A 23880-nucleotide genomic window follows, 5' to 3' on the forward strand; every position below is an offset into this window, starting at 1 on the left:
CCCAGGGTAACGGTCCGTGGGGAAGGCCCCGGGAGCGCCGACCGGTCGCCGGCAGGCGCACTGGGTGAGGTGGCGCCCTGGAGCGTGGAACGGCGTCGTCACCGGCCACCGCCACTCATGCTCTCAGGCGATGCTCTCAGTGGTCCTGGCGGAGGTAGATACGGCAGCAGGTCCGCCAGGAGGCTCCCAGCCCCACGGCGGAGAGCACGGCGATGAGCCCGAGCCCGCCGGCCAGCACCACCTGCTGAGGCATGGACTCCAGTGCACTCAGCACCCCGAAGACCACGGGCATCTCGATGCAGAAGCCGATGGCGAGGCCCCACAGGGCGAGCACGGGCAGGGAGGTGGTCCCGCCATACGCGACAAGCAGGACAGGCTCCACCGCGGCGATCACCCCAAAGAGGAACAGAAAGGTGAGGCGCCGGCCCACGGCGTCGTTCGATAACCCACCCACGGCCAGGAGCACTGCTGTTTCCCCGACGAACAGGATCACCCAGCCGGCAGCGAGCAGGAGGTAGCGGGCAGCCAGGACATCAAGACGAGTAACGGGCAGCGCCGCGTAGAGCTGACGCATCCGGGCCTCACGGGAGGGCCGCCACAGATCCAGAACCACCATCAACGCCGCGGCCGGCAGGTAGTAGACCAGGTTCTCCGGGGAGAAGATTCCCAGCCAGCCCCTCAGCCCGGGCACGACCGCCCCCAGGGCACCGAGCGCGTACAGTCCCAGCAGCGCCGCGGTGTCCCGTCGCCTCCAGGCGATGAGCAGCTCCAGGCGCATGACGGCTCTCACCGTCTCCCACCGGCTCAGGGCACCTGGCCCCCGCACCACCGCAGGCGCACTGGGAACCTGAGTGCCGCAGGACTCGGCGGCAGTGGGCAGAGTGGCTGCGGCCCGCGCAGCGGACACGACGGACTCGGACGTGGGCACGGACTCGGGCATGGTCGATCTCCTCACTTCTTCTTGCTTCTTCCTCGGCCGGGCCTCAGTGGTCCTGGCGCCCGTACCAGCGGAGGGCCACCACCAGGGAGGCGCCCAGGAGGGCGGGGCAGGCCAGGGCCGCCAGGACGGCGGGTGCCGGCTCGCGCAGTACCTCGGCCACGGGTCCTGCCAGCAGCGGGGTGCCGCCGTAGAGGGCCCCGGCTCCCGCCCCGAGGCACAGCCCCCACACCCACAGGGCCCGCTCGGGGGCCAGGCATAGGAACAGGGGCAGCCCGAGAGCCGCGGACAGGCAGATGACGACCATGCCGGCCATGAGGCCACCCCAGTCACCGGTGAGAGCGGCCACCAGCACGCAGACCAGGCCGGAGAGGAGCGCCAGGGCGACCCCCTCGACCCAGCGGGCACCGACCAGCTCGCTACGCCGCAGCGGCAGCGCCCCGTAGAGGCGCTCCATGTGGTGAGCGGACTCAACGGCCCCCTGGGCGTACTGGGCGCACAGTCCCAGGGCGACCCCCGCCATCACCGTCGTCTGCAGACGGCCGGCCAGGACGTCCATGGCGATGAACAGCGCCAGCGCCAGGGGCAGGAGGAGCAGTGGACCACGCCGGCGCAGCACGATGAGGTCGAGCCGCAGCACCGCCCCCACCCCGGCGAGCGCCGTCTCGCCGCTGCCCTCAGGGCCGGCCGGCCCAGTCGGCGCGGTCGCTCCGCTGCCCCGGCAGCCATCCGGCGCCACCCCCGTCGTCGTCTCCATCATCGTGGCGCTCACTGGTCCTGCTTGAGGTAGAGGTAGTGGCTCAACACCCACAGGCCGATGAGGGCGCCGGCCCCCAGGGCCAGGAGCAGGCCGCCTCCCGTCGTCGTCCCCGCAGGGAGGTCCCAGATCGGCCCGACGCTGGATACCAGCAGGCCCAGAGCCCCGATGGCAAGGATCGAAGCGACAAGGATCGAAACCGCCCAGACGAGCAGACCGCGCCCAGGCCCGAAGTGCAGGAACACGGGAATTCCCAGGGCCTGCCCCGTGATGAGGACGAGGGGAAAAACGAGCAGCTTCCCCGGGTGCACGCCCAGAGGCAGGCCTATGGCCGCATAGAGGACCGAGGCGGCCAGGAGATGCAGCATCGCGAGCGCCCAGTAGGAGTTGACGACGTCGGCCCGGGAGACGGGCAGGGAGGCCAGCAGACGGTTGATGCCGGAGCGCTCGGCCATCACTCCCGAGAGGCCCCCGACCAGGGCGGTCCCCGCAAGGAATCCGCTGACCGGGGCAGTACTGCCGAAGACGATGCCGGCGGCGCCAACGATGAGGAGAAGGCCGAGGAGAGAGGGCAGAGGACCCCGCATGCTCAGGAAGTGCAACCGCACCAGCAAGAGCACCCGGCCGACCCGTCCGGGCCCGCCCGCGGCACCCCTCATCGTCGCGCCGGCCGGCACCTCGGCCACTGCGGCTGCCTCGGCGGGGCGCTCACGTCGATCCGTGGTCATGAGGTCATTCACGGCCCGCCTCCTTGGCGATGTGCACGGCGAGGTCCTCAATGGTGGGGGTCTCGACGACGACGCGGTCGGCCAGCGCCTCAGCGGCGTCGGCCGGCATCATGGCCTCCCAGCCCAGCGACGTGCTGCGCAGCCCGAGGCCGGCCTGGCGCACGGCGTCGGTCAGGTGCTCGGGGGTGCCGCGCACAAGCCGGAAGGAGCCGAGGATCTCCTCAGCGGTGCCGTTGGCCACGACCCTGCCCCGGCTGAGGATGACCAGGTAGTCGGCCAGCCGATCGAGGTCGGAGGTGATGTGGGTGGAGAACAGGATGGTGCGGCCCTCCTCCACCATGAACTGGGCGAGCATGTCCACCATCTCGCTGCGGGCCAAGGGGTCCAGACCGCCGGTGGGCTCATCGAGGATGAGCAGCTCGGGATCGTGAGCCAGGGCCACCGCCATCTGCAGGCGCATGCCCATGCCTCGGCTGAGCTCCTTGACCTTCTTGGTGGGGGCCAAGCCCGCGGCCTGGAGCTCGGCGTCGTAGCGCTCCTGGGACCAGGTGGGGAAGAAGCGCCCGATGCCGCGACCCAGGTCCTTCAGGCGCCATTCGGGGTTGTAGGGCGGGGCGTCGAAGACGACACCGATGCGCTCGTGTCCCACCGTGGTGGCCGAGCCGGAATCGGGGTGGATCATACCCAGGGCGGCCTTGATAGTGGTGGTCTTCCCCGAGCCGTTGGCCCCGACGAAGCCCGTCACGTAACCGGCGGGTACGGAGAAGGTGACGTCGTTGAGACTGAAGTCCGGGTAGTGCTTGGTCAGGTGGGAGATCTCGACGGGGTTCACTGCTTCTCCTTGGAAGTGGCGGGGGTGGCGGAGGTGGCGATGATGGTCTGCAGCATGGCGTGGAGCTCCTCGTCGCTGAGCTGGGCCAGGCGCGCGCGCTCCACGGCGCGGTCGAGGTGCTCCTCGACCTCCCGCAGCACCTGCTCGCGCACCAGCTCGGAGTCCCGAGGCAGGACGAAGTAGCCCTTGCCGGGAACATTGGCCAGGAAGCCCTCGGCGACGAGGTCGGAGTAGGCGCGGGTGGTGGTGATGACGCTGACGCGCAGGTCCCGGGCCAGCGCCCGGATCGAGGGCAGCATCTCGTCGGCCTCCACCTGGCCGGTCAGGATCGCGTCCCTGACCTGCTGGGCGATCTGCTCGTAGATGGGAACTCCTGCCGTGTTGGACAGGACGACCGAGAGCGGCATGGCAACTCCTTCTGTACATACACACTATAGACAGTATGTGCACAGGGGAGTCAAGTGCTGGTCCACCGCATACGGTGTGGGACACCGGTGACCGAGGCGCCTCGGAGCAGAGACGACCCCGGCGACCGGGCCCAGGTGCAGGCCCAGTCGCCGGGATTCAGGAACAGGTCAGGTCACTGCGCCCTTCAGACGTCGCCGCTGCGCGCCGTCGACTATCGCGATGGCAGCTGGACGGGTAAGGCGCGGCGAGGCGGGGCTCAGCCCTCGCTTCCCTGCTGGCGGGTCTCAGTGTTGTGGCCGAAGTCCTCCACCGTCGGACTGTTGCCGGCCCAGACCACCTCCGCGTTGGTTCCCTTGATGACGACGCGGTCGACGTCCTTGACGTACACGGTGACGTTGTTGCCGGAGATGGTCAGCAGACCGACGTAGTCGGCGAAGACCTTCGTGTTGTTGGCGGCGACACTAAGACTGTTCACCTCCCCCTCGATACGGACGTCGTCGCCGGACTTGTTCAGGAGCATGGTCGGGCTCGCCGAGACGGTCTGCTCCACGAACTCCAGGTCGCTCAGCCAGTCGCTGTCGGTGATGGGCGCCCGAGCTCCGGGGCGCTCACCACTCGCGGGCTGGGCGCCGGCCTCGGGGGCGCTGGAACCGACGGCGGCAGGCGAGGTCTGTTCCTGGGTACTGGGCGCAGCGGCCTGCGATCGGGGCGCTTGGGAGGCGGTCGTCGCAGTCGTTGACGGCGACGACGATGCCGGCTGCTCCGACGGCGAGCCCTCCTGACCCGCTGCTGCGGCGGTTCCCTGGTCGGTCGAGCCTCCACCCACTGAGATGGAGCAGGCGCTGATGCCGGTCAGGGACAGGGCCACGAGGATGACGGCGGCTGCGCGGCGAGGACGGAGGGGACGAGTGGTCGGGGACATGGTTCTTCTCCGGTATCCAGATGTGGTGCGGGAGGTCGGGTGGGCATCATGCAAGAGTGACCTGATGGCCGGGAGACGGCTCAGAAGGCCGGGACGAAGACCTCGACGCGGCGATTGAGGCGGCGGCCGCCGGGATTGTCGGAGCCGTCGGGGTTCTCGTTGGGAGCCACCGGCTTGGTCTCGCCGTAGCCGACGGCCTCCAGATCAGCGGTGACACCGTTGGACTTCAGGGCGCTTGAGACGGCCTGCGCCCGCTGCTCGGAGAGCTTCTGGTTGAAGGCGTCGTCGGAGACGGAGTCGGTGTGGCCCTGAACCTGAACCTTGGGGGCCTTGGAGTCCTTGAGGACGGTGGCCAGGTTGATGAGCGTGGTCGAGGCCTCACCGCGCAGGTCGGATGAGCCGAAGTCGAACAGGACGCTGTCCTCCAGGGTGATGACGGTGCCGCAGGACTGCACGGGCTTGGCGGCGTCGATGGAGGGGAAGGTGCCGACCTTGCCGGCCTTGGGGACGGGCTTGGCCGAGATCGTGGAGCCGTTGACGATGGCGCTGCCATCGCCAAGGTTGGTGATGGAGATCGTGCCGTCGCTGTAGCTGCCCGAGCCGTCACCGTTATTGGTGATGGAGACCCCGGAGCGGCTGTAGGTGCCCGAGCCCTTGCCGTCGAGGGTGATGGACTCCCCGGTGGTGGAGTTGCTGTAGGTGCCTGAGCCGTCGCCGTTGACGGTGACCGAGAGGTAGTCGTCGCTGTAGGTGCCCGAGCCGTCACCGTTGTTGGTGATGGAGACCTTCCCGTCGGAGTAGGTGCCCGAGCCGTCACCGTTGTTGGTGATGGAGACCTTCCCGTCGCTGAAGGTTCCCGAACCGTCACCGTTGTTGGTGACCGAGGTGCTCCCCGAGCTCGTGGTCATCGAGCCGTCCCCGCCCAGGACCGTGGAGCCGGAGACGAGCGATCCGCTCGCGTCGCAGCGGGCGGGCCTGACAGTGATGCCGGGCTGGGAGGTGATGGAGCGCGTGAGATCCGGGGTGAAGGCGCCCGTGGACTGGGTGAGCAGGCTGAGATCGGGCAGGGAGATCATGGGGATCGGGGGATCTGTCCGGGTTCATAGCCGGCCACGGCCTGGCCCGCGGAGCCGGAGGTTCCCGACGCCGAGGCGGAGGCGGAGCCCTGGGTGCTTCCCGCGGAGCCGGCGGAGTCCGAGCCGGCCTGACTGGCCTGGGCCTGCTGCCCCTGGGCCTGCGAGGACGAACCGCCTCCGATGGACAGGGAGCAGCCGCTCAGCGCGAGGGCGGCGATCAGGGACAGGGAGGGCAGGGAGACGAGTGCTTTTGTCATGACCTGAACGTTACTGAATCGTTGTCGCCGCTCGGTTCCCGCCCTGTCGCAGGACTGCGACAGAGGCGCGGCGGGGTGATGGAGGGTTCTTCAGCCCCGGCCGCCGGCGCGCCATGCGGTCACGGCGTCTCCGCTGGGCCCGCGACGGGCAGGCTCAGCCACACCCGGGTCCCCACGCCCTCCCGGGAGGCCATGCGCACGCTGCCGCCGTGGCGGCGCACGATCGTGGAGACCAGCGCCAGCCCCAGCCCCGAGCCCGGTAGGCCCCGGGCGTTGCCGGCCCGGGCCAGCTCGCTCCACACGGCCGGCAGGTCGGCCTGCGGCACCCCGATCCCGGTGTCGGCCACCTCGATGGTGACAGTGCCCGACTCCTCCCGACCGCGCACCTCGACGGTCCCGCCGGGCTGGGTGTACTTGGAGGCGTTGGAGATGACGTTGTAGACGGCCGAGTACAGCAGGTCGCCGTCGCCGCGCACATGCGACAACGGCCATGGCACCTGCGGCAGATCCAGACGGATCTTGGGCCCGCCGCCACGCGCCGCCCCCTCCTCGCCGACCGCCTGGGCGGCGTCGTGGACGGTCTCGGCGATGTCGACGTCCTCCAGTGAGAGCGCGGCCGTCTCCAGGTCGGCCAGCTTGCGCAGGTCCGTCACCAAGCGCCCCATGCGGCGGGCCTGAGCGTCGACGACGTCGACCCGGGCCTGCAGCTCGTGGGGCGGGGCCTGCGGCAGGTCGGCGACGGCGGCCCGCACCGCCGTCAGCGGGTTCTTCAGCTCGTGGTCCAGCCGGCGCAGGAACTGCTGGTGACGAGACCACGCCTCCTCCTGGGCCTGACGTCGCCCCCGCTGCTCGGCCAGACGCAGCCTGCGGCGGATCACGGCCACTGCCAGGGCGAGCAGCAGCAGCACGATCCCGGTCTGCGCCACCACCAGCGGCACTGCCGTGGAGATGACCACCGGGACCAGTCCGAAAGCCGCATAGGAGGCCGCCGCCGCGACGGCCACGACCGCCGCCGCCAGCACCCATCCGATCCAGCCGGCCCGCCGGGGCGTCTCCGTCGTGGGGTCTAGAGGTGCCGGGGCGGCTTCGGCGACGGCTTCGGCAACGACCCCGGCCGAGGGCTCGGCGGGGCGTGGCTCGACCGCCGGCTGCGGCGGGTTCGCCGGCTGGCCGGCCAGCGGGTGGGCGACCGGCTGTCCGGACTGCTCAGTCTGCGTCGGCTGCCCAGCCTGCTCTGTGGGCCAGGTGACCGGCATGGTGCTCGGCCCTCCCGTATCCACCGCCGGCTCCATGTAGCGGGTACGGCCGTCCTGCGCGGGCACCGGACGCGGCGGGACCGAGGGCGGCAGCTGAGGCGACATCGGCGAGCGGCTCATGCCCGGACCTCGGCCCGGAAGCGGTAGCCGACGGAGGGGACCGTCTCGATGTAGGTGGGGTGGGTGGCGTCGTCGCCCAGGGCCTGGCGGATCTCGCGGATGCGGTGGTCGACGGCGCGCGTGGAGGTGGCGAAGTCGATGCCCCACAGGGAGGCCAGCAGGGCGTCCCGGGTGTGGAGCTCGCCGGGATGGCTCATGAGGTAGTCCAGGAGCATCGTGGCCTTCGGGGTGAGCGTCACCTCGCGTCCCGACAGGGTCACTCGCCGCGAGGTCCGCTCCAGGACGAGCTGTCCGGCCGTGAGCCGGGCGGCGGAGGTCAGCGGCTGGGCCACGCCGCGGGTACGGCGCAGCACCGCGCGGATCCGGGAGGCGAGCTCGGCGGGGTCGAAAGGCTTGGACAGGTAGTCGTCGGCGCCGTCGTCGAGGGCCGAGACCCGCTCGTAGGAGGCGTCCACCTGGGTGAGCAGGATGATGGGGGTCCAGGCCCCACCGGCCCTGACCCGCCGCACCAGCTCGCGCCCATCCATCCTGGGCATGAGGACGTCGGAGACGATGATGTCTACCTGGTAGGAGGCCAGGATGTCCAGGGCCTCCATCCCGTCCGAGGCGAGCAGGACCCGGTACCCGCCGCGCTCCAGGTAAGGGCCCAGGGAGCGGCGGATGGGGGCCTCGTCGTCGACGAGCAGGACGGTGGCGGACGGAACCGGTGCGGCGGGATGGGTCACGACAGACTCACTGGGAGAGCTTCCCGGTGGTGTTGCCGGCGCCGAGGTCCTGGATCGTCGGGTCGTCGCCCAGCCAGTGGACGGTGACGTTGGAGCCCTGGATGGTCAGGTGGTCGATGTCGCGGGCGTAGACGGTGACGTTGGAGCCCTGAACGGTGAGGGTGTCGACGTCCTCCGCGGCGACCTTGACGTCAGAGCCCTGAACCGCCAGCGTGTCGAGGTCGCCGACCAGGTTGAGGGTCGTTCCGGCTCCCTGGACGGTATAGGTACCGGAGACCTCGGTGCGCTGACCGGTGCTCTGGATGTCCTTCCAGGTCGGGTCCGTGATGGGGGCGTCGTCGCCGTCCTTGTCGTCATCCGTGTCCCCGGCCTTGTTGCTGGGGGCCGTGGAGGCCTGGGCCGAGCCGCCGGAGGAGGACTGGGAGTCGGCCGTCGCGGCCCCCTTGGCATCGGCCTTGGACGCATCCTTGGAGTCGGCGCTCTGCGAGTCCTTCTGCTCGGACTGGGTGGCCGGCGTGCCGGAGTCCCCGGAGCCGGAGCCGTTGACGGACAAGGAGCAGGCGCCCAGGGTCAGGGACAGGGCCAGAGCGGCGGTACCGGCGAGAGCGATCTTGGGCAGATGCATGATGGGTTCCTCTCAGGAATCATGGGGGATGTTGTACACCAGATACAATACCGGCTAGGTGTTCCCTCCTCGTCGCGGTGCTGTCGCAGAACTGCGACACCAGCCGCGATGATGCTCACGGGTCACTGGGCTTGCGCGGACGGGGACATTCTGCGCCGTCGGGGACCTTTGCTCGCAGGCGGGGGCACTCGACGCCGTCGGGGACAGGAATCCGGTCCCCGGACGCGCGGACTGTCCCCGACCAGAGGAGAACGCACCCCGGCGCGTGGAATGTCCCCGGCCAAGGCTCGCGACGGAGGCCTGCGGCAGTGGCCGGCGACGGCGGCAGTAGTACCAGCTGCCCGCACCAACGCTGCACGTCCGCAGCAGGGCCGCAAGCCCACGCCATTGCCGCTGGCCCGCACCGACGCTGCACGTCCACCTATGTGAGCAGATGATAGGAGTCCAGGCCCGGCCACCCCTGATCCGTCACGCTCCAGGTGGGGGGCCCAGTGAGAGACGGGCAGGGGCTTCATCGTTCATGACAGGATGATGGCGGACGGAGCCGGTGCGGCACGATGGGCCATGGCAGTCTCACTGGGTGAGTTTCCCGGTGGTGTTGTTGGCGCCAGTGTCCTGGATGTCGGGGTCGTCACCCAACCAGTGGACGATGGCATTGGAGCCCATGATGCGGAGGTGCTTGATGTCGCGGGCGTAGACAGTGACGTTGGAGCCCCTAATGGTCACCGTGTCCACATCCTCGGCGGCGACCCTAACATCAGATCCTCCGACGTTCAGATCCCCGATGCTACCGACCAGGTTGTAGGTAAGTCCGTCGCCCACGACAGAAAAATTGCGTAAGACCTCCTCCCGATCCCCTTTGCTGATGATGTCCTTCCAGGTGGGGTCTGTAATGGGAGCGGCAGCGGCCTGAGCTGAGCCGCCGGAAGAGGATTGGGGGTCGGCCGCCTCCTCCCCCTGGGTATCAGTATTGGACAATTCCTTCTGTTCGGACTGGGCGGCCGGCGTGCCGGAGTCCCCGGAGCCGGAGCCGTTGACGGACAGGGAGCAGGCGCCCAGGGTCAGGGACAGAGCCAGGGCGGCGGTACCGGCGAGAACGTTCTTGGGCAGACGCATAACGGGCCCTCTCAAGGATCACGTGGGGAGCTATACGCGAAACACAATACCGGTCGAATACCCCCCCTATCGTCGCAGTACTGTCACAGAACTACGACACGGGCCACGATGATGCTCACGGGGCACTGGGCTTGCGCGGACGGGGACATTCTCCGCCGTCGGAGACCTTTGCTCGCAGGCGGGGGCACTCGACGCCGTCGGGGACAGGAATCCGGTCCCCGGACGCGCAGACTGTCCCCGACCGAAGGAGAACGCACCCCGGCGCGCAGAATGTCCCCGGCCAAGGCTCGCGACGGCGGCCAGCAGCAGTGGCCGGCGACGGCGGCAGTAGTACCAGCGGCCCGCACCGACGCTGCACGTCCACAGCAGGGCCGCAAGCCCACGCCATTGCCGCAGGCCCGCACCAACGCTGCACGTCCACCGCGCCGCCGCAGGCCCGCCCCACCGCGCCCCTCAGCCCTCCTTCGAGGCGGCCGCCTTGCTCGACGCCGTCTTAGCGGCGGTCTTCTTAGCGGCTGTCTTCTTGGCGGCGGCCTTCTTCGTCGTGGTCTTCTTGGCGGTGGTCTTGCGGGTGGTGCGCTTCTTGGCCGGGCCCTTGGCGCGCTTGTCCGCGAGCAGCTCGAAGGCCCGCTCGGCGCTGATGGTGGCCGGGTCCTCGCTGCGGGGCACGGTGACGTTGGTCTGCCCGTCAGTGATGTAGGGGCCGAAGCGACCGTCCTTGATGACCACCGGCTTCTCAGTGGCCGGGTCCTGCCCCAGCTCCCGCAGCGGCCCGCGGGCGGCCGCCTGCCCTCGACGCCGCTTGGGCTGGGCGAAGATCTCCAGGGCCTGCTCCAGGGTGACGGTGAAGATCTGCTCTTCGGTCTCCAGGGAGCGCGAGTCCGTGCCCTTCTTGAGGTAGGGCCCGTAGCGGCCGTTCTGGGCGGTGATGTCCTCCCCCGACTCCGGGTCCTGGCCGACGACGCGCGGCAGGCTCAGCAGGTCCAGGGCCTGCTCCAGGGTCACGGTGGACAGGTCCATGGAGCGCAGGAGGCTGGCGGTACGGGGCTTGGGCTTGGCTGCCTTCGCGGTCTTCTTCGCCTTCGTCGATTTGGCCGTCTTCGCAGTCTTGGTCGCCTCCGCCTCGGCCGTCTCCTCCGGCTCGGGCAGGACCTCGGTGACGTAGGGGCCGTAGCGGCCGTCCTTGGCGATGATGACGTGCCCGCTGGCCGGGTCGACGCCGAGCTCGCGGCCGTCGTCGGCGGCGCGGGTGAAGAGCTCGCGGGCCTTGTCCACGGTCAGCTCGTCGGGGGCGAGGTCGGCCGGGACGTTGGCACGCTTGCCCTCGGCGTCCTCCAGGTAGGGGCCGTAGCGCCCCACGCGCAGGGTGATGCCCTCGCCGATCTCGATGGAGTTGACGGCGCGGGCATCGATCTCACCGAGGTTGTCCACCAGGCCCTTGAGCCCCTGGGCGCGCAGCGCAGCCGCCGCGGCCTCAAGCTCGTTCGAGGCGGCCTGGACGGCCTGCTCGGTGCCGGCCCCACCCTGCCCGTTGTAGAAGCGCCGCAGCCAGGCGACCCGGTCCTCCTCGCCGGCGGCGATCCGGTCCAGGTCGCGCTCCATGGAGGCGGTGAAGTCGTAGTCGACGAGCTCGGCGAAGTTCTCCTCCAGCAGCCGAGTGACGGCGAAGGCGAGCCAGGTCGGCACCAGGGCCTGGCCTCGGTGGTCGACGTAGCCGCGGTCGGAGATGGTGGACATGGTGGCCGCATACGTCGAGGGGCGGCCGATCTCGCGCTCCTCAAGGGCTTTGACCAGGGAGGCCTCGGTGTAGCGCGGCGGCGGCGTGGTCTCGTGGCCGGAGGCCTCGGCGTCCAGGGCGGCCAGCTCCTGCCCGGCGATCATCGCGGGCAGGCGCACGTCCTTGGAGTCCTTGGCGGCGGCTCCGGCGTCGTCCTGGTAGCGCTCGGCGTCGCGCCCCTCCTCGTAGGCGGCCAGGAAGCCGCGGAAGGTGATGACGGTGCCCGACGCCGTCAGGCCGGCCGTGGAGAAGGTGGGGCCGGAGTCGCGCGACTCGCCGGCCACGGGTGTCAGCGGCACCTCGACGGTGACCGTGGCGGTCGAGCCGACGGCGTCGGCCATCTGGGAGGCCACGGTCCGCTTCCAGATGAGCTCGTAGAGGCGGAACTGGGCGCCGGTGAGCTCACCGGAGACCTGGGCCGGGGTGCGGAAGTGGTCGCCGGCGGGGCGGATCGCCTCGTGGGCCTCCTGGGCGCCCTTGGACTTGGAGGCGTAGACGCGGGGGCGCTCGGGGACGTACTCGGCCCCGTAGAGCTCGGCCACCTGCGAGCGGGCCGCGGCCACGGCCTGACCGGACAGGACCGTGGAGTCGGTACGCATGTAGGTGATGAAGCCGTTCTCGTAGAGGCCCTGCGCCACGCGCATGGTCTCGCGCGGGTTCATGCGCAGCTTGCGGGAGGCCTCCTGCTGGAGGGTGGAGGTGGTGAAGGGGGCGGCCGGGCGGCGCTTGTAGGGCTTGTCCTCCACGCCGACCACGCGCGGCTCTCCCCGGCCGATGGCCTCGGCCACGGCGGTGGCCCCCACCTGGTGGAGGTGGACGGCGGAGGCCTTGAGCGCGGCCGGGCGCAGCTGGCCGTCGTCGTTGAAGTCGCGCCCGGTGGCCACGCGCCGCCCGTCGAGGGTGACGAGCCGGGCGGTGAAGGAGGCCTCCTGGCGGGCGGTGACGTCCACGGCGGACAGGACGGTGGAGAAGGTGGCCTCCACCCCCCAGTAGGAGGCGGAGCGGAAGGCCATGCGCTCGCGCTCGCGCTCGACGACGAGTCGGGTGGCCACTGACTGCACGCGCCCGGCGGACAGGCCGGCGCGGACCTTGCGCCACAGGACCGGGCTGACCTCGTAGCCCACGAGGCGGTCCAGGATGCGTCGGGTCTCCTGGGCGTCGACGAGGTGGATGTCCAGCTCGCGGGTGTTGTCCAGGGCCCGGGTGACGGCCTCGCGGGTGATCTCAGTGAAGACCATACGGCGCACCGGCACCTTGGGCTTGAGGACCTGCTGGAGGTGCCAGGCGATGGCCTCGCCCTCGCGGTCGTCATCGGTGGCCAGGTAGAGCTCGTCGGCCTCCTTGAGGGCCTTCTTGAGCTGGGCGACCGTCTTCTTCTTGTCAGGGTTGACGACGTAGTAGGGGGTGAAGTCGTCCTCGACGTCGACCGCGAACTTCCCGTAGGGGCCCTTCTTCATGGTGGCGGGCAGCTCGGAGGGCTGCGGCAGGTCGCGAATGTGCCCCACGGAGGCCTCGACGTCGAACTCCGGACCCAGGTAGCCGGCAATGGAGCGCACCTTGTTGGGGGACTCCACGATGACGAGCTTGGTGGACACGTAAAGCCTTCCTCACGGGTGGTGCGCGGCTGGCCGCGACTGGTGGGTCTGCGGGTGGTTGTCGCCGAGCCCCGACGTTCGCCACGGGATCGTGAGGATCCGGGCGATCCGGGGCCCCGACGAGGGGGACGGTGGGGAGTCGGCGCGTGCCGGCTCCCAGCCGACTGTAACGCACCACCCACCTTTTCCAACCAGGCAGTGCCCGGAAGAACGACTTTCGTCTCAGATGAGCTCGGCCAGGGCGCTGCGCACAGCGGCCAGGCGCTGAGCGGCGATGTTCTCGTCGTAGGGCAGGTGCAGTCCGCGGCACTCGGCGGCCAGCTCGGCCAGGGAGCGGACCTCGGGGAAGCCTCGGGAGGTGAGCTGGGCGACCTCGTCGATGATCGGCGAGCCTGAGGAGCCGGCCCCGCCGCCACGCAGGTCCACCCACTGCCCCAGGCGCCGGGCCGCACGGTCCAGACTGGAGGTCACGGTGTGCAGGGCGTCGTTAAGCTGGGCGACCTGGGTGCTCACGGCCTGCAGCACGGGGCCCAGGCCGCGGATGCCGGACTCGAGCGCCTCGCACAGGTCCGTCAGGGAGTGCACGGCGTCCACCTCAGTGCCATCGAGGATGGACTGGGCGAAGCGCCCCACCATGAGGGTGATCAGGCGCATGAGGGCCACGGAGAAACGCAGCTCGGTGACCGACTGGTGCAGGACCTTGAGCCGTGAGGGCAGCCCGTGCAGCTCGGCGCCCGCGACGCCGGTGAGCTCGGCGATGCGCTCACCGAGCATGAGCACCTTGGTCTGGGCGCTGTCGCCGACGTCGTGGGAGACGAGCTGGCCGATGCGCCCCACTCGCGCCTCCACCGCCCGGGCCGAGTCGTGGGTGGCCTCCATGGTGGTGATGAGGCGCAAGTACTCGTCGAGCTCGAAGACCAGAGCGTCGGTGTCCTTCTCCATGGCGGCCACCGCGTTGAGGATCCGGGCCACGGCGCCCAGTCCCTCGGGGGCGGCCGCCGGGACGCGCACCCCGGCGGCGACCAGGGCGGCCACCTCACGCGGCAGGGTCACCAGGGTCATGTCGTGCAGGGAGGGGAAGCCCAGGGCCGCTAGCTCCGCGGCCAGCTCACGGCCGCCGAACTCACCGAGCTGGTGGCGCGAGGCACCCCGGGCCTGAAGGTCGCGCTCCTTGGTGCGCACCCGGCGGTAGGCCTCCTCGACCCGGTCCCTGGTCGCAGTGTCCATCGGCTTGATCCGCACCGACAGGAAGCCCTGGCGCAGCGGCACGATGGTGGCGAAGACCCGGTAGTCCAGGCCGTCCACGGCACGGTTGGTGATGTAGCCGCAGGCGGGGCGCCGGGTCTGCAGGTCGTCCCAGATGAGGCGGAACAGACCCGCCGGCATGTCCAGGTGACGAATGATGTTGTGCGGAGCCCCGATGAGACGCTCGCGCGAGTAGCGCGATAACGTATCGAACGTCCGGTTCGTGTTCTGAATGACGCCTTTGAGATCCGTGGTGGAAAAGAAGATGTCCTGCGGATCGAACAAACGCTCGTAACCGACCTGCGACTCCATGGTGCTTTCCTTCGGGGTGAATAATTCGCGGGAGCACCTCGCCAGAGGACTATTCCTTCAGCTCCTCACACAGTGCCGGGAAGAAGGTAACGAAACGTACGTGCCCGCGGAAGACAATTTATGACATTGTCACCAATAAGGTGGGTCTTATCTTGTAGATTATCTCCAATTACTCCCCCAGGTGACTCAGGGTCTCGCGGACGGTCGCCACCCGCTGGCGGATGACGGGTTCGTCCAAGGTCACGACGACGCCGCGGGCCTTGGCGGCCAGCTCGGCCAGCGAGGCCGTCTCCGGGAAGCCCTGCTCACCCACGGCGACGGCCTCACTCAGGGCGGCCTCGGCGTCGACGCCCTCGACGAGCGCCTGGGCCCCCTCGTCCTGAAGAGCGCGGATCCAGCGCTGGAAGGGCCGCTTGACGCGGTCGAGGTTGCTGACCACGGATCTCAGGTCGCCCTCCAGGCGCTCGGCCAGGTTGGCCGCCTCCTGGCAGGAGGGCACGAGCTCCTCCAGGTCGGAGAGCATCGCCTCGGCGAGGTCGCCGATAGCGTCGGCGGACTCCCCCTCCTGGCCGTCCAGGACGGCGGCGGCGAAGATGCCGGCCATGAGGGTGTGCAGACGCATCATCGAGCTGCGAAAGCGCACCTCGGAGGCCGCCTCGTAGAGCGCCACGAGGGAGGAGTTGAGCTGGCGCAGCACCTCGACGGCCTGAGCCCCACGCTCCTTGACGCGCTCAGAGACGTTGGGAACGGAGGACTCGGCGTCGGGGCTGGTCACCTCCCCCATGAGGGAGCCCACGCGGTCGGCCCGGTCGATGACCGAGCGCACCCCGCCGGCCCAGGAGCCCAGGCCGTTGATGAGCTCCTGGTACTCGCCGAGCTGGTAGATGAGCTCGTCGGTGTCCCGCTCGATGGCGGCGACGGCCTGGAGAACGGCGGACATGGGATTGTCCGACTCGGCACGGAGCGGCACCCGCACCCCCTCGACGACCAGCAGGGCCAGCTCCCGCGGGAGGGCGGCCCGGGCGAAGTTGTGCAGGTCGTGGTACTGAAGCTTCGCCAGCTCCTCGGTCAGCAGCGCGGCCCCGTGCTCGGCGACCTCCCGGCGCCCGTGGCCCTCCTCGGCGTAGGCGCGCTCGGCGGCCCGCACACGGGCGTAGATCTCCTTGACGGGAGTGAACATGGCGTGGTTGGTGGGGCGCACGCGCACGGACAGGTAGCCGTCGGCCAGCGGGGCGATCGTGGCGAAGACCCAGTAGTCCCGCCCGTCCTTGGCCCGGTTGAGCACGTAGACGCAGGAGGAGCGCCCCTGCTCGAGCTCGTCCCACATCAGCTTGAAGGCCCCGGCGGGCATGTCGTCGTGCCGAATAATGTTGTGCGGAGAGCCGACGAGCTCCTCGGAGCTGTGACGGGACAGCGAATCGAAGACCCGGTTGGTCCTGCGAATGACACCCTTGGTATCCGTCGTCGAGAAGAACAGGTCCTCGGCACCGAAGCGGCGCTCGTTGCCATCGACGTATTCCATGTCTCTCCTGCTGTAGCTGTATGAGGGATGTATGAGGGAAAGAAGGCCGACGCCGATTCACCGACGGCGACACGCTGGATGAGGGGACGGCCGAGATACCACTGGACCGTTTCTCTATGGGGATGACGTTACGAAGTAACGTTCCGGTGCATGCGAATGTGGAGATCAACAACCAAGACGCATACCCGCTTAAGCATGTCACAGCGTTCGAGCCGCCGCGTCTCCGTTCGGTCTCAGATCGGTAACACAGTCGAGACACAGGTTGCGCTGTGGTCGAGCACAGCGCCTTCCTGTTGAATAGATGACGTGACTAACGCCCCCACCGAGAACCTCACCCGTGCCGACGGCTCCCCCTTGCGCGTCCTGGTCGTCGACGACGAGCAGATGCTCGCCGACCTGCTCGCCTCCGCCCTGCGTTACGAGGGATGGGAGGTCACCACTGCCGGGACCGGGATCGCAGCCGTGCGCTCCGCCCAGGAGATCGACCCCGACGTCATCGTCCTGGACATCATGCTGCCCGACTTCGACGGCCTGGAGGTCATGCGCCGGGTGCGCGGCCACCGCCCGAACGTGCCGGTCCTGTTCCTGACGGCCAAGGACGCCGTCGAGGACCGGGTGGCCGGACTGACCGCCGGCGGCGACGACTACGTCACCAAGCCCTTCTCCCTGGAGGAGGTCGTGGCCCGGCTGCGTGCCCTGTTGCGGCGCTCCGGGGCCAGCGAGGAGAAGCAGGCCTCCCTGCTGGAGGTCGGGGACCTGCGCATGGACGAGGACTCCCACGAGGTCTGGCGCGGCGAGGACGAGATCCAGCTGACCGCCACCGAGTTCGAGCTGCTGCGCTACCTCATGCGCAACCCCCGCCGGGTCCTGTCCAAGCCGCAGATCCTGGACCGGGTGTGGAACTACGACTTCGGCGGGCAGGCCAATATCGTCGAGCTGTACATCTCCTACCTGCGCCGCAAGATCGACAAGGGCCGCGAGCCCATGATCCACACGATGCGCGGCGTCGGATACGTCCTCAAGCCGGCCGCCGGCACCGATGAGCGCCGCTGAGCGCCCGCCGATGTCCCAGCAGCCGGCACCGCCCCGGCGGCGGATCAGCCTGCGCTCGTGGAGACCCGGCTCGCTGCTCACGCCTCCTCGCAGTCTGCGCACCCGGCTGGTGGTCGGGGTGCTCGGGCTGGTGCTGGTCATGGCGGCGGTCATGAGCGCCTTCTCCACCGTCAGCCTGCGCCACACGCTCATGGCGCGCACGGACAGCCAGCTGATGGCGGCCGCCCAGCGCGCCGCCGACAAGCGCCATGACCTGACGCAGGAGGCCAGGAAGGCCTCCGATGAGGCGGCCCAGGAGGGCGCGGACAAGCCGGGCGATCAGCCCGACGGGGCCGGCGGGGCCGGCGGCGGCCCCGGCAAGGAGGGGGTCCCTCCGGGCCTCGACGCCGCCGGGCAGTCGACCGGCACGCTGACGCTCATCACCACGCAGACATCGTCCTCCGACACTGCGAGCAGTGAGACCGCCGCCTACATCGACAAGAACGGCCACTACGCGTCCATCTCCAAGGAGGACTGCCGGCTGCTGCTGTCCCAGGCCACGGAGGACCACCCCGTCACCGTGCACCTGCACCACCTGGGCAGCTACCGGGTGGTGGCTACCCGCGACGAGGCCTCGGGCAGCACGGTCATCACCGGGCTCTCCCTGGAGGGCGACAAGGGGCTCATCCGCACCCAGCTGCTCATCGAGCTGACGGTGGCCCTGCTGGGCGCCCTCGTGGTGGCCCTGGCCGGGCGGACCATGGTGCGCTCCTCGCTGGCGCCCCTGGAGCGGGTGGCCCGCACCGCGCAGCGCGTGGCCTCCCAGCCGCTGGAGCGCGGCGAGGTGAGCATCGAGGACCGCGTGGAGAAGGCGGACCTGGACTCCTCGGCCGAGGTCGGTCAGGTCGGCGGCGCCCTCAACACGCTACTGGGGCACGTGGAGTCCGCCCTGGGCGCGCGCCAGCGCTCGGAGACGCAGGTGCGCCAGTTCGTGGCCGACGCCTCCCACGAGCTGCGCACGCCGCTGGCTTCGATCCGCGGCTACACCGAGCTCATCCGCCGGGAGGGGGCCGACGCCGACCTGCCGGAGGAGGCCACCTACGCCCTGGAGCGCGTGCACTCCGAGTCGGTGCGGATGACGGCGCTCGTCGAGGACCTGCTGCTGCTGGCCCGTCTGGACGCCGGGCGCGAGCTGCGCCGCGAGGAGGTGGACCTGGTCGGCCTCCTGGTGGACACGGTGGCCGACGCCCGCGCGGCCGGCCCCGACCACGACTGGCAGCTGGATCTGGCCGTCCTGGAGCCGCCGGCCGACGCCACGCCGGAGGAGGCCGAGGACTTCCTGCCCGAGCCTCCGCTGGTCATCGGTGACGAGGCCCGTCTGCGTCAGGTCATCGTCAACCTCCTGGCCAACGCCCGGGTCCATACGCCGGCCGGTAGCCACGTGACCACGACGCTGGCCCGCGAGGGGGACACACTCATCGTGCGCATCCACGACGACGGCCCGGGGATCGCCCCCGACGTACGCGACCGCCTCTTCGAGCGCTTCGCCCGGGGGGACTCCTCGCGCGAGCGGCGCACCGGCTCCACGGGCCTGGGCATGTCGATCGCGCTGGCCATCGTCCAGTCCCACGGCGGGAGCATTGACGTCGCCTCTTCCACCGCGCCTGAGGACCACGGGACCACCTTCAGCGTCAGGCTCCCGGCCGCCGTCGTCGAGGAGTAAAGCCGCGCGTCAGTCGCGGGTGGCGGGGCGCTCTTCGCAGAGGGGTGTGCGTGCCACGCTGTCTCCTTACTTCTGAGACATCCGCTCGGGCGGGAACCTTGGGCAGGCCGGTGGCCCTGGGGCCGAGGACGGGACGAAGGGAAGAGGTCTGGTGGGGCGTCGGTGTCCACAGCGCTGACATTAACCCCGAATCGGGACTGCATGCCGGTGAAGAACCGCAGAATTCCAACGATCCCCGCCGGGCGCTTCGGCGGCAGGCTCGGTAATGTCAGCGCTGTGGACACCGGGCCGCGCAGGAGTGAGCCCGGGGTTCTTGCCGCAGAGCCCGACGCCCCGTCACAAGTCCTCCCCCACCGCTCCCTGCCCGCCGCCTGCGCTGGGGCCTGGAGGCTATGACTCGACGCCGGCTCCGCTTTGAGTCTCGCCTCGAGTCGGCCTACTCCACGAGGGTCGGGATCCACTGGCCAAGGGTTGTGCGTACTGCACGAAGGCCCCACCTGCCCGAAGTGCACCCGACCCTCCTCCAGTAGCACCCCACCCTCGTGGAGTGAGCGGCGAACCCCCTCAGTGGGGCTCATACCCGATGGCGCCGGGTAGGCGTCAGTCGCGGTGGCGGGCGTCGTGCTTGCGGCGGGTGCGGCCCCAGTCGGTCAGTGAGACGAGCGCGGACAGGGTCAGGCAGGTGACGCCGACGACGGCCACCGACCCGGTGGCGTAGGCGCCGAAGAGCTGCCAGCGCGTCTGCGGGCCGTCCAGGTGCCACCACACCCAGGCCCCCAGGCCAAGCGCCCCCAGGGTGCACACGATGCCGGCGGCCGCCATGAGAATGTTGGCAACGAGCTGGTGCCACAGGCGCGGACCGGCGGCCGTCACGGGAATCGTCCCCACGGTGGTCAGTCCGGGCACCTCACCGGAGCTCTCCTCCCCGGTCCCCTCGCGCAGCGACCAGGGGGCGCGCCAGGCCCCGCCGGCTACGGCGAGGGCGCCCCAGGACACGGGCACGAAGATCCCGGCCAGGACGTCGGAGGGGCGGTGCCACTGGCACACGAGGGTGGAGTAGCCCATGGCGACGGTGAACAGCCCCCCGGCCCAGGCCGACAGCGGCCGCCAGCGCCGCCCGGACAGCAGGATGAGGGCGACCGCGGCCGAGGCCGCCATGGTGGTGTGCCCCGAGGGCAGGGTGTTGGCGTTGTCCCAGCGCTCGGTGATGTTGAAGTCGGGCCGCCACAGGAACTGGTACTTGAGGATCTGGGTGGTCAGGTTGGCCCCGACCACGGCGACGACGGCCCACACCGCGCGCCGGTGGCTGCGCCGCAGCAGACCGATGACGAGGATCGTCACCACCAGGACGACCGCGGCCGGCATGGACACCACCGACAGGAGCCTACGGGCGTGGGCGCTCACGTAGTGCGAGCCGATCTCCGAACCCTCCAGGGCCATGGCGTCGAGGGTCTGGCCGGTGTGGGTGAACACGAACAGCCCCCACAGGCCGAGCGTCGCCGCCAGGCAGGACAGGGCCAGCAGGCCCCCGCGCAGACGCAGCTGTCCCAGGGAGCGGGAGGACTGCGACTGAAAGGAGGCCACCGGCCGATCGTAGGTTCTGGCACGCACCAACCAATAGGAAGTCAGCAGCGATTCCTGTGCGGGACTGCTCACGACTCGCGTGCCTCCAGGTCGCTGAACGGGTCCTCCCCCTGGCCCCCTGCGGCCGGGGTGATCGGCCCGTAGGGGGAGGCGGTCTGCGGTTCCTGCGGCTCAGTGGGCGCGGCCTTCAGGTCCGGGGAGGCGTCGCTTCCGGCGCTCTGCCCCGCGGCGGCCGATGGGCTGATGACCTCGAGCTCGCTGGTCTCGTCGGTGAACTGCGCATCCGCTCCGGCGGCCCCGACAGCCCCGGCGGAGCCGACGACGTCCTGCAGGGGGCGTCCGGGCCAGCGCTCGGGCGCGCCGTCGTCGGGTGAGTCATCACCGCGGCCTGCCTCGCGGGCGTCTGAGCCCTTGGCGGCTCGCCCGACGGCACCCCGGGAGCGGCGACGGCGCGTCCACCACAGGCGCACGAGGATTCCGACGACGACGGCCAGGATGATGACGACGGCCACGATGATGGCCTTCATCCAGGTCTGCATGGGGGCGGGCAGTGCCTTGGCCTCCTCGGCCGCGGCGGCCGTGGGGTCCATGGGGACGCGCTCACCGGTGACCAGGAGGCGGTGGGAGTTGACGCCGTAGGGCGTACAGGTGATGAGGGTGACCAGGTCGCGTCCGGGGACCTTGCGCAGGGAGTCGGTCTCCTCGGGCTTGACGACGGTGATGTCGTTGACCTCGTACTTGAGGGTCTGGCCCAGGGAGGAGACGTAGAAGACGTCGCCCTTCTTGAGCTGGTTGAGGTTGTCGAACATGGTCGCGGTGGACAGCCCGGTGTGACCGGTGAGGACCGAGTGGGTGGAGGGGCCGCCCACCGGCAGGCTCGTGCCGAACAGGTGCCCGACTCCCTCTGTCAGGGTGCGGCTGTCGGTGCCGTGATAGATGGGCAGGCTCACGTGGATGGAGGGGATGACGATCCGGGCCATGACCGGGTCGATGTCCATCTCGTGGAGGTAGGCCTGGTACTGGGGGGTGTCGGGGCGCTGCGACTCGAGCCAGGGGTCGAGGATCGGCGCGCTCTCCAGGTTGTTGTTGTAGGTCTCGGCGGAGGCGCGCTCCTTGGCGATGGTCTCCGGGCCGGCCGAGTTCACGGTGGCGGTGTACATCTTGGCCAGGCGCTGCTGCTCGTCGTTGTTGTGCTGGGTCGCCATGACCGGGTACAGGAGGACGGCGACGCCGACGAGCACCAGGACCAGCGGCAGCCAGGTCAGGAAGCGCTCACGCAGGACCTTGCGGCGGGCCGCCTTCTTCGGGTCAATCTCCGGGGAGGCGGGGCCGTCGGGGGAAACGGGGCCGGGCTGCGGGGCCGCGTCGTCGAGTTCCCCCTGGGCCTGGCTGGTGCGGGCCTGGGTGATGCGGTCACGAAGTGATGGGAGTAGCGCTGTCACGGAGAACCGTGCCTTCCTGCGTCGGGTTGTCTGCGGAGCTCGCTGCGAGAGACGGGTGGGGATTGATGGTGGCTTTAACGATTGGCAGGGAGGATCCCTGCGACGCCCGTGTGGGGGAGACGGGTTCTCCCGCCTCCCCCACAAGGAAGCAGTCAGCGTGATGACGGCCGGCTGGGGCCGGTCACCTCAGTGGCTGCCAGTGGCTGCCAGAGGCTGTCAGTGCTTGGCAACGTGACGGCGCTTGTTGGCGTAGGCGACCACCGCGCCACCGGCCACCAGCAGGGCGCCGGCGATGGTCAGGAAGATGACGCCGTTGGCACCGGTCAGCGGCAGGCGGAAGCCGGCGTTCTTCGGGATGTCGGTGACGGTCACCTCGGTCGCGGCCTTCTTCTCGGCCTTCTCAGCCAGGACCCGGAAGGGGAGCGGGTCGGCCTGGAGGTTGTAGCCCTCGGGGGCCTTGGTCTCCACGAGGCAGTAGTAGTCCTCGTCGGTCAGCTGGTCCTTCTTCGCACCGTTGACGTAGTCGTTGGCGCGCAGGTAGTTGATCTCCACGGTGCCCTGGCCGGCGGTGGTGAAGGTCTTCTCCCCACCGATGGTCAGCGGGTCGACGGTCTGGGTGCTGGGGTCGGAGTCACGCAGCGTGGCACCGCTGGCGGTCTTGGTGCACTCGTAGACCTGGAACTGGGCGCCGTTGTACTTGGTCTTGTCGGCCAGGTCGTCCGTACCGGTCTTGGTGAGAACCACCTTGCCGTACTTGGAGAGCACGGGGGTGGTGGGGATGCCGGGGATGTCCGTGGTGGTGCCGGGGTTGTTCGGGTCCCAGGTGAAGTTGGGGCTGTCGTTGGGGATGAGGCCCGCGGTGTTGGACAGGTCGCCCTCGAGGTTGACGGCGGCGTCGAACTTGGCGTTCAGGGTCACCTGGAGCTTGGTCTCGCCGTTGCCGTTGTAGCGCGCCTCGGAGGCCTTGCGGCGGCCCTCCTCGGTGAGCTGGATGGTGGCCCAGTTGTGGTCCTTACCCTCGGCAGTGATGAGGGTGTAGTCGGTGGTCTCCGCCAGGGTCACCTCGTTCTGACCGACGATCTTGACGACCGGGGTCAGGGCTTCCTTCTTGATGCGCTTGTCGAGGCGGTCAACGACCTCGTAGCGCTTGATGCGCGCACCGCCGGGGTAGTCCACCTTCGGGATGGAGGTGGTGATGGTGTAGGTGATGTCGCGCCCGGAGCCGGGGGCCGGCTTGTCGGTCACCTGCTTGTCCACACCGGAGAGGGTGTTCTTGGGGTAGACGTGGACGTTGTAGTTCCACTTGGCGGTGTCCTGCGGGTTGGTCATCGGCAGGGTGACGACGAAGTCCTCGGCCGGGATGACCTTGTCGGGGGTGCGCGTCTCGCTGACGAGGTAGGCGCCGACCTCGGTCTGGGCGTCGGTGAAGGAGGCCAGACCGTTGGCACCGGTGGTGATCTTCTGGACGGTGGTGCTCTTGAGGGCACCGGCCTTGACCACGTCACCCTTGAGGTCCGCGAGGGTCTTCCAGCCGTCGTAGGTCGTCAGGTCCACGTTCAGCTTGGTGATGGTGAACTCGACGTCGGAGACGGGCTTGCACTCGGCCTGGGGGTCCTCGTTACCGGTCCCCTCCTTGACGCCGTTGGTGTCGGTCTGCTCGCACTTGTGGACGGTCAGCGTGGTGGCCGCGTCGGGGTCGATGGTGGAGCCGTTCGGGTCAGCGGGTGCCGCCGCGCCGGTCGGGGCGACGAGCGCGCCGGCGGCGAGCGTCATCGCAGCGGCGAGGCCGAGGCCCCGGCGCGTGTTGAGGGAGTGCATTGCTGTTCTCTCCTGTGTTGTTGGGATGAATGAGGGATAGAAGGGGTGACCCGCGCGCGACGGAGCGGAGT

18 protein-coding genes and 1 pseudogene are annotated in these 23880 nt (G+C 69.8%); 2 read left to right on the forward strand and 17 right to left on the reverse strand.

Going from position 1 to position 23880, the window contains the following annotated elements:
• Positions 1 to 136: 136 nt before the first annotated feature.
• The 14 genes and pseudogenes from AXE84_RS03595 to AXE84_RS03660 all read right to left on the reverse strand — a co-directional run bounded on the left by AXE84_RS03595 (position 137) and on the right by AXE84_RS03660 (position 16210).
• Entirely contained in the window at positions 137 to 940 is an 804-nt protein-coding gene (locus AXE84_RS03595) for an ABC-2 transporter permease (protein WP_060956876.1), read from the reverse strand.
• 43 nt (positions 941 to 983) lie between these two features.
• Positions 984 to 1709, reverse strand: coding sequence for an ABC-2 transporter permease (locus AXE84_RS03600; RefSeq protein WP_060956877.1), 726 nt, complete (start codon positions 1707 to 1709; stop codon positions 984 to 986).
• Positions 1706 to 2434 carry an ABC-2 transporter permease gene (locus AXE84_RS03605; RefSeq protein WP_060956878.1) on the reverse strand — a complete coding sequence of 243 codons (729 nt, stop codon included), beginning with the start codon at positions 2432 to 2434 and terminating at the stop codon, positions 1706 to 1708. Before AXE84_RS03605 ends, AXE84_RS03600 begins: the two co-directional genes overlap by 4 nt.
• Complete coding sequence (locus tag AXE84_RS03610) at positions 2427 to 3254, reverse strand: ABC transporter ATP-binding protein (RefSeq protein WP_060956879.1); 828 nt, start codon at positions 3252 to 3254, stop codon at positions 2427 to 2429. Before AXE84_RS03610 ends, AXE84_RS03605 begins: the two co-directional genes overlap by 8 nt.
• Positions 3251 to 3661, reverse strand: a complete 411-nt coding sequence (locus tag AXE84_RS03615) for a GntR family transcriptional regulator (protein WP_060956880.1) — start codon at positions 3659 to 3661, stop codon at positions 3251 to 3253. The genes AXE84_RS03610 and AXE84_RS03615 overlap by 4 nt, the downstream gene beginning before the upstream one ends.
• A 257-nt stretch (positions 3662 to 3918) precedes the next feature.
• Positions 3919 to 4584 carry a DUF3060 domain-containing protein gene (locus AXE84_RS03620; RefSeq protein WP_060956881.1) on the reverse strand — a complete coding sequence of 222 codons (666 nt, stop codon included), beginning with the start codon at positions 4582 to 4584 and terminating at the stop codon, positions 3919 to 3921.
• Between the two features lie 80 nt (positions 4585 to 4664).
• A pseudogene (locus AXE84_RS03625) lies at positions 4665 to 5917 on the reverse strand (OmpA family protein).
• 119 nt (positions 5918 to 6036) lie between these two features.
• Complete coding sequence (locus AXE84_RS03630; protein WP_236750127.1) at positions 6037 to 7293, reverse strand: sensor histidine kinase; 1257 nt, start codon at positions 7291 to 7293, stop codon at positions 6037 to 6039.
• Positions 7290 to 8018, reverse strand: a complete 729-nt coding sequence (locus AXE84_RS03635; RefSeq protein WP_060956882.1) for a response regulator transcription factor — start codon at positions 8016 to 8018, stop codon at positions 7290 to 7292. The genes AXE84_RS03630 and AXE84_RS03635 overlap by 4 nt, the downstream gene beginning before the upstream one ends.
• 7 nt (positions 8019 to 8025) lie before the next feature.
• Positions 8026 to 8643, reverse strand: coding sequence for a DUF3060 domain-containing protein (locus tag AXE84_RS03640; protein ID WP_060956883.1), 618 nt, complete (start codon positions 8641 to 8643; stop codon positions 8026 to 8028).
• 573 nt (positions 8644 to 9216) lie between these two features.
• Positions 9217 to 9759: a DUF3060 domain-containing protein gene (locus AXE84_RS03645; RefSeq protein WP_060956884.1), complete on the reverse strand. Its 543-nt coding sequence runs from the start codon at positions 9757 to 9759 to the stop codon at positions 9217 to 9219.
• A gap of 453 nt (positions 9760 to 10212) precedes the next feature.
• Positions 10213 to 13131, reverse strand: a complete 2919-nt coding sequence (topA, locus tag AXE84_RS03650; RefSeq protein WP_060956885.1) for a type I DNA topoisomerase — start codon at positions 13129 to 13131, stop codon at positions 10213 to 10215.
• A 222-nt stretch (positions 13132 to 13353) separates the two neighbouring features.
• The gene (locus AXE84_RS03655) at positions 13354 to 14688 is read right to left on the reverse strand and encodes a hypothetical protein (protein WP_060956886.1); all 1335 of its coding nucleotides are present in this window, start codon (positions 14686 to 14688) and stop codon (positions 13354 to 13356) included.
• Positions 14689 to 14857: 169 nt separating this feature from the next.
• Positions 14858 to 16210 carry a PAS domain S-box protein gene (locus AXE84_RS03660; protein WP_010613097.1) on the reverse strand — a complete coding sequence of 451 codons (1353 nt, stop codon included), beginning with the start codon at positions 16208 to 16210 and terminating at the stop codon, positions 14858 to 14860.
• A gap of 306 nt (positions 16211 to 16516) precedes the next feature.
• On the opposite strand from AXE84_RS03660, the gene AXE84_RS03665 reads away from it, so the two are divergent.
• On the forward strand, positions 16517 to 17263 hold the full coding sequence (locus AXE84_RS03665) for a response regulator transcription factor (RefSeq protein ID WP_010613098.1): 747 nt from the start codon (positions 16517 to 16519) through the stop codon (positions 17261 to 17263).
• Positions 17264 to 17273: 10 nt separating this feature from the next.
• Complete coding sequence (locus AXE84_RS03670) at positions 17274 to 18965, forward strand: sensor histidine kinase (protein ID WP_208854587.1); 1692 nt, start codon at positions 17274 to 17276, stop codon at positions 18963 to 18965.
• 600 nt (positions 18966 to 19565) lie between these two features.
• Here the strand turns inward: AXE84_RS03670 and AXE84_RS03675 are convergent.
• The 3 genes from AXE84_RS03675 to AXE84_RS03685 all read right to left on the reverse strand — a co-directional run bounded on the left by AXE84_RS03675 (position 19566) and on the right by AXE84_RS03685 (position 23809).
• Positions 19566 to 20549: a phosphatase PAP2 family protein gene (locus AXE84_RS03675; protein ID WP_060958131.1), complete on the reverse strand. Its 984-nt coding sequence runs from the start codon at positions 20547 to 20549 to the stop codon at positions 19566 to 19568.
• A 68-nt stretch (positions 20550 to 20617) separates the two neighbouring features.
• Positions 20618 to 21991 (reverse strand): class C sortase, encoded by a 1374-nt coding sequence (locus tag AXE84_RS03680; protein ID WP_060956887.1) that lies wholly within the window; start codon positions 21989 to 21991, stop codon positions 20618 to 20620.
• Positions 21992 to 22207: 216 nt separating this feature from the next.
• Positions 22208 to 23809, reverse strand: a complete 1602-nt coding sequence (locus AXE84_RS03685) for a SpaH/EbpB family LPXTG-anchored major pilin (RefSeq protein ID WP_060956888.1) — start codon at positions 23807 to 23809, stop codon at positions 22208 to 22210.
• Positions 23810 to 23880 lie beyond the last annotated feature (71 nt).

This window comes from Actinomyces oris (assembly GCF_001553935.1).
In the GTDB taxonomy this organism is placed as follows: Bacteria; Actinomycetota; Actinomycetes; order Actinomycetales; family Actinomycetaceae; genus Actinomyces; species Actinomyces oris_A.

What these genes read in the sequence shown, in the direction of transcription:
- AXE84_RS03595 (WP_060956876.1), bottom strand. Translation starts at nt 940, where the DNA reads ATGCCCGAGTCCGTGCCCACGTCCGAGTCCGTCGTGTCCGCTGCGCGG.
- AXE84_RS03615 (WP_060956880.1), bottom strand. Translation starts at nt 3,661, where the DNA reads ATGCCGCTCTCGGTCGTCCTGTCCAACACGGCAGGAGTTCCCATCTAC.
- AXE84_RS03620 (WP_060956881.1), bottom strand. Translation starts at nt 4,584, where the DNA reads ATGTCCCCGACCACTCGTCCCCTCCGTCCTCGCCGCGCAGCCGCCGTC.
- AXE84_RS03630 (WP_236750127.1), bottom strand. Translation starts at nt 7,293, where the DNA reads ATGAGCCGCTCGCCGATGTCGCCTCAGCTGCCGCCCTCGGTCCCGCCG.
- AXE84_RS03640 (WP_060956883.1), bottom strand. Translation starts at nt 8,643, where the DNA reads ATGCATCTGCCCAAGATCGCTCTCGCCGGTACCGCCGCTCTGGCCCTG.
- AXE84_RS03645 (WP_060956884.1), bottom strand. Translation starts at nt 9,759, where the DNA reads ATGCGTCTGCCCAAGAACGTTCTCGCCGGTACCGCCGCCCTGGCTCTG.
- AXE84_RS03655 (WP_060956886.1), bottom strand. Translation starts at nt 14,688, where the DNA reads ATGGAGTCGCAGGTCGGTTACGAGCGTTTGTTCGATCCGCAGGACATC.
- AXE84_RS03660 (WP_010613097.1), bottom strand. Translation starts at nt 16,210, where the DNA reads ATGGAATACGTCGATGGCAACGAGCGCCGCTTCGGTGCCGAGGACCTG.
- AXE84_RS03670 (WP_208854587.1), top strand. Translation starts at nt 17,274, where the DNA reads ATGTCCCAGCAGCCGGCACCGCCCCGGCGGCGGATCAGCCTGCGCTCG.
- AXE84_RS03685 (WP_060956888.1), bottom strand. Translation starts at nt 23,809, where the DNA reads ATGCACTCCCTCAACACGCGCCGGGGCCTCGGCCTCGCCGCTGCGATG.